This is a genomic window from Isoptericola sp. NPDC055881 (assembly GCF_053615895.1).
Genome location: NZ_JBSHCR010000127.1, coordinates 1 through 5,557 on the forward strand (window position 1 = coordinate 1; position 5,557 = coordinate 5,557).

Here is a 5,557-nt window from a genome sequence, read left to right on the forward strand (position 1 = left end):
CGGGCCCCGGGGGGCCCTCCCGCGCCCTCCTCCACCTCGCCCCCCCCGTACCCCCCCCCCCCCCCCCGGCCCCCCCCCCGGCCCCCCCCCCGGGCGGCCGCACCGCCGTCCGCACGGGCGCCGCGGCAGTGCCGGGGTGTGGCGCAAGCGGGCGGAGATCGCTCTCTTCGTGACGCCGGCCCTCGCGCTCCTCGTGGCGTTCGTGGTGGTCCCGGTCGCCACGGCCGTGCAGATGTCGCTGTACCGCTGGAAGGGCTACGGCCCCATGGTCGACTTCGTCGGCCTGCGCAACTACGTCTCGGTGCTGACCAACGAGGTCTTCACCGACGCCGTCGTCCACAACCTGGTCATCGTCGTCGGGTCGATCCTGCTGCAGCTGCCCCTCGGGCTCGCGATCGCCCTGCTGCTCAACCGCAAGATGTGGGGCCAGGGCCTGCTGCGCACCATCATCTTTGTCCCGTACGTGCTGGCGGAGGTCATCGCCGGCGTCGTGTGGTTCCAGCTGCTCCAGCCGGAGTACGGCGTCATCGACTCGATGCTCGCCGCCGTCGGCCTGCACGGCCCGGACCAGGGCTTCCTCGGGACGCCCGAGTACGCGCTCGGCATCGTGCTCGTCGTGCTGACCTGGAAGTACCTCGGGCTCGCCGTGATCCTCTTCCTCGCCGGCCTGCAGGGCGTGCCCGACGAGCTGTACGAGGCTGCCCAGCTCGACGGCGCGACCTGGTGGCAGGTGCAGCGGCGCATCACGGTCCCGCTGCTCGGCCCGACCATGCGCACGTGGGGCTTCCTGTCGATGATCGGCTCGCTGCAGCTCTTCGACATGGTGTGGATCCTCACCGGCGGCGGACCCGCGAACGCGACCACCACGATGGCCACGTTCCTGGTCAACGAGGGCACCAAGCGGCAGAACTTCGGCATCGCGGGCGCCGCCTCGGTGGTGCTCTTCGTCATCGCCCTGGTGCTCGCCCTCGCCTACCAGCGCGTCGTGCTGCGCCGTGACACCCAGGAGGCCACCCGATGAGCCGCACACGTGCCGGCGGCGGCAACGTCCTCGTCTACGCGATCGCCCTCGTGGTGGTGGCGGTCACCCTCGGCCCCGTGCTGTACGGGGTGCTCGGCGGGTTCCGCACCAACGCGCAGATCGCCGAGGACCCGGCCGCCCTGCCGGGCCCGTGGGTGCTGACGAACTACGCCAAGGTGCTCGCGCCCGGGTCGCCGTTCTGGGGGTACTTCCTCAACTCGACGATCATCGCCGTGCTCACCACCGCCGTCGTCGTCGTGTTCGGCGTGATGGCCGCCTACCCCCTGGCGCGCTACCGGTTCAAGGGGCGCGAGGCGCTGTTCCTCGTGTTCGTCATCGGGCTGCTGTTCCCCGCCACCGTCGCGATCATCCCGCTGTTCATCCTGGTCACGCAGAACTACCAGATGGGCAACACCTGGTGGGGGGTCGCGCTGCCGCAGGCGGCGTTCGCGCTGCCGATGACGGTCGTGATCCTGCGGCCGTTCCTCATGGCGCTGCCCGCCGAGCTGGAGGAGGCCGCGCAGCTCGACGGCGCCAGCCGGGTCGGGTTCTTCTGGCGCATCCTGCTGCCCCTGTCGGGGCCGGGGATGGTGACCGTCGGCGTGCTCGCGTTCGTCGGGTCCTGGAACGCCTACCTCCTGCCCCTGCTGCTGCTGCAGGGCGACATGCGGACGCTGCCCCTCGGCGTCGCCGACTTCTCCTCGGAGCACTCGGCCGACACCGCCGGCGTGTTCGCGTTCACGACGCTGGCGATGATCCCTGCGCTGGTGTTCTTCCTCGCGATGCAGAAGCGCATCGTGAACGGCCTGCAGGGAGCCGTGAAGGGATGACCGAAGGAGAGCTCGTGACCCAGCCTGTCCCTGCCGTGCCCCAGCCCGCCGTGCCCCAGCCCGCCGTGCCCCAGCCCGCCGCGCCCCTGCCCGCGGCTCCCGTCGTGAGCGAGCGCGTCCGCGCGCTGCACGCCCGGATGACGCTCGACGAGAAGCTCGCGCAGCTGGTGGGCTACTGGCTCGACCGGGGCGGCGACGTGGTCGCGCCGATGCAGGGCGAGATGGCGGCCGGTGACGGCGGCCGGCTCGAGGAGGTCACCCGGCACGGCATCGGCCACTACACCCGCGTGTACGGCACCCGGCCGGTGGACCCGGCGGACCGGGCCGCGTGGCTGTGGGCGGAGCAGCAGCGCCTGCGCCGCGACACCCGGCTCGGCATCCCGGCCCTCGTGCACGAGGAGTGCCTCACCGGCCTGTCCGCGTGGAAGGCCGCGACCTTCCCGACGCCGCTCGCGTGGGGCGCGTCGTTCGACCCCGACCTCGTGGCCGAGATGGGCCGCGTCATCGGCGGCTCGATGCGCGAGCTCGGCATCCACCAGGGTCTCGCGCCCGTGCTCGACGTCGTGCGCGACCCCCGCTGGGGCCGGGTCGACGAGTGCATCGGCGAGGACCCGTACCTGGTGGGCACGGTCGGCACCGCGTACGTGCGCGGCCTGCAGGACGCGGGCGTGCACGCCACGCTCAAGCACTTCGTCGGCTACTCCGGCTCCCGCGCCGGGCGCAACCACGCGCCGGTCTCGGCCGGACCGCGCGAGATGGCCGACGTCTACCTGCCGCCGTTCGAGATGGCGGTGCGCGACGGCGGGGTGCGGTCCGTCATGGCGTCGTACGTCGACGTCGACGGCGTGCCGATGCACGCCAGCGCGGAGTACCTCACCGAGGTGCTGCGCGAGCGGTGGGGCTTCGACGGCACCGTCGTCGCCGACTACTTCGGCGTCGCGTTCCTCGAGGTCATGCACCGCGTGGCCGCCGACCGCGGCGAGGCCGCCGCGCAGGCGCTCGAGGCCGGCCTCGACATCGAGCTGCCCTCGGGGGACGCCTACCTCGAGCCGCTCGCCGCGCTCGTGCGCGCGGGCACGCTCGACGAGGGGTACGTGGACCGCGCCGTGCTGCGCGCCCTCGCGCAGAAGGAGGAGCTCGGGCTGCTCGACGACGACGCCTTCGCCGGCGAGCCGCCCGCGGTCGTCGACCTCGACTCGCCCGCCCACCGTGACGTGGCCCGTCGGCTCGCCGAGGAGTCGCTCGTCCTGCTCACCAACGACGGCGTCCTGCCGCTGCGGTCGTGGAGCGCCGCGCCCGCGCGGGTCGCCGTCGTCGGGCCCAACGCGCACCGCAGCGACGCCCTCATGGGCTGCTACTCGTTCGCCAACCACGTGCTGGCGCACCACCCCGAGGTGCCGAAGGGCTTCCACATCCCCACCGTCTTCGAGGCGATCGGGGGCGCGTTCCGTGCCGCGGGACTGCCCCAGCCGGAGCTGGTGCACGCCGCCGGCTGCGACGTCGAGGGCGAGGACACGTCCGGCTTCGCGGAGGCCGTCGCCGCGGCGTCCTCCGCCGACGTGGCCGTCGTCGTGGTCGGCGACCACGCGGGCCTGTTCGGCCGCGGCACCGTGGGCGAGGGCAACGACGCGGAGTCGCTGGAGCTGCCCGGCGTGCAGCGGGGCCTCGTCGAGGCCGTGCTGGCCACCGGCACCCCCGTCGTCATGGTGGTGCTCAGCGGCCGCCCGTACGCGATCGACTGGGCGCTCGACGTCACCGGGGACGACGGGGACCGTCGGCCGGGTGCCGTGCTGCAGGCGTTCTTCCCGGGGGAGGAGGGCGGCACCGCCGTCGCCGCGGCGATCGCCGGCGCCGTCAACCCGTCGGGGCGGCTGCCCGTGTCGCTGCCCCGGTCGGCGGGCGCGCAGCCGTACTCCTACCTGCACCCGGTGCTCGGCGGGCCGTCGGACGTCACGTCCACCGACTCGACGCCGCTGCGGCCCTTCGGGTTCGGCCTGTCGTACACGTCGTTCGCGTACACCGACCTGGACGTGGACGCCGAGGTCGCCGCGGGCGGCGACTTCGCGGCCGCGGTGCGGGTCACCAACACGGGGACGCTCGCCGGGTCGGACGTCGTGCAGCTCTACGGGCGCGACGTGCACGGGTCCGTCACCCGGCCCGTGGCGCAGCTCCTCGCGTACCACCGGGTCGCGCTGGAGCCGGGGGAGTCCGTCGTCGTGCGGTTCGACGTCCCCACCACGCGCCTCGCGTTCGCCGACCGCCGCCTGGTGCGCGTCGTCGAGCCGGGCGACGTCGAGGTGTGGGTCGGGTCGCACGTGGCCGCCACCCCCGAGGTGGACGCCGAGGACGTGCAGGACGCCACCGGCGGCGCCATCACCAGCGCGCGTCGTGCGGAGAAGCGGGAGCTGCCGGGCACCGCGACGCCGCGCGCGACGCTGGTCGTCACGGGCGAGACGTACGCGGTGACCGTCGCCGACCGGCGGGTGGTGACGTCGACGGTGGGGTGATTCGGGGGCCGCGTCAGGCGTCCCCGAGCCAGCCGCGCCGGGCCGCCTGCACGCCGGCCTGGAAGCGGCTGGTCGCGCCAAGCCGCGTCAGCAGGGCGGTGATGCGCCGGCGGGCCGTGGCCACGTGCACGTCGAGCTGGCGCGCCACGGCCTCGTCCTTGAGGCCTGCCGCCAGCATCGTGAGGAGCTCGCGCTCCTCGGCGGTGAGCGCGCCGTCCGGGTGCCGGTCGTCGTCCCCCGGGCCGGCGATCGGCACCGCGTCGTCCCACAGCGCCTCGAACAGCGGCACGAGGACGTGCGCGAGCAGGCCGCCGCGCAGCACCAGGGCCGTCGTCGTGGCGTCGGCGGACGCGGACGGCGGCAGCAGCGCGGTCTCGCGGTCCACGACGAGGAGCTTGGTGGGCAGCGTCGCGCGGACGCGGACGGACATCCCCGCGCCGCCGAGCTCGAGGATCCCCTCGGCCCGGCCGGGGACGTCCAGGCCCTCCTGGGAGACGATGCGGCGCGACACGACGCCGCGGGCGAGGGCCTGGTCGACGTCGTCGTCCGCCCCGACGCTGAAGTGCGTGGACGCGTCGCCCGGGCGGCCGGCCCCGAGCTGGACGTACGGCGGCGTGTCCAGCACGAGCACCTCGCGCCGCGCGGACATCACGAGGTGGGTCGTCAGCCGCGCGATCTCGGGCGTGCCCACCACGAGGCTGGCGTCGCTGACCGGCAGCCGCGCGTCGGAGGGCCAGAGCCCGTCGGCGAGGCCGTCCACCATCGCGTCCACCGTGCGCAGCTCGGCCTCCCGCGCCGCGAGCTCCGCCATCCGCCGCGTGACCACCGACCGCAGGGCCGCGCGCGGGGCCACGGCCCCGAAGGCCGTGAGGAAGCCGTCCGCCGCGAGGCGAGCGAGCCCGCGCTCCGCCCCGTCGACGTCGATGCCCGCGAGCGCGGCCAGCTCGCCCGACGACGTCGCCCCGGTGCGCAGGGCCGCCCGGTACACCCGCAGCATGTCGCCGTCCAGGCCGAGCAGGGACAGCACGGCCGGGTCGGGTCCGAGGTCGACCGGGGCGGTCTCGTCCTCGAGCTGCGGGCGGTCGGGCTCGACGGTGGGCACGCCGGGAGTGTGCGGCGTGCGGGCACGGGAGACAAGTCGGCGCGTCGCGCCGCGGACGGACCCCGGACGGACCGCGGCCGGGCACCCCGTGCGGGGC

4 protein-coding genes are annotated in these 5,557 nt (G+C 74.8%); 3 read left to right on the forward strand and 1 reads right to left on the reverse strand.

The window, feature by feature from the left end; genetic code table 11:
* The 3 genes from ACWGKI_RS20480 to ACWGKI_RS20490 all read left to right on the forward strand — a co-directional run.
* A partial coding sequence (locus ACWGKI_RS20480; RefSeq protein ID WP_452189495.1) for a carbohydrate ABC transporter permease occupies positions 1-1,021 on the forward strand: 1,021 nt, incomplete at its 5' end.
* Positions 1,018-1,851: a carbohydrate ABC transporter permease gene (locus ACWGKI_RS20485; RefSeq protein ID WP_380245349.1), complete on the forward strand. Its 834-nt coding sequence runs from the start codon at positions 1,018-1,020 to the stop codon at positions 1,849-1,851. The genes ACWGKI_RS20480 and ACWGKI_RS20485, both read left to right, overlap by 4 nt.
* Before the next feature lie 65 nt (positions 1,852-1,916).
* Positions 1,917-4,358 (forward strand): beta-xylosidase/alpha-l-arabinosidase, encoded by a 2,442-nt coding sequence (locus ACWGKI_RS20490; protein ID WP_452189499.1) that lies wholly within the window; start codon positions 1,917-1,919, stop codon positions 4,356-4,358.
* 13 nt (positions 4,359-4,371) lie between these two features.
* Here the strand turns inward: ACWGKI_RS20490 and ACWGKI_RS20495 are convergent, their stop codons facing one another.
* Positions 4,372-5,460: a LuxR C-terminal-related transcriptional regulator gene (locus ACWGKI_RS20495; RefSeq protein WP_452189497.1), complete on the reverse strand. Its 1,089-nt coding sequence runs from the start codon at positions 5,458-5,460 to the stop codon at positions 4,372-4,374.
* Positions 5,461-5,557 lie beyond the last annotated feature (97 nt).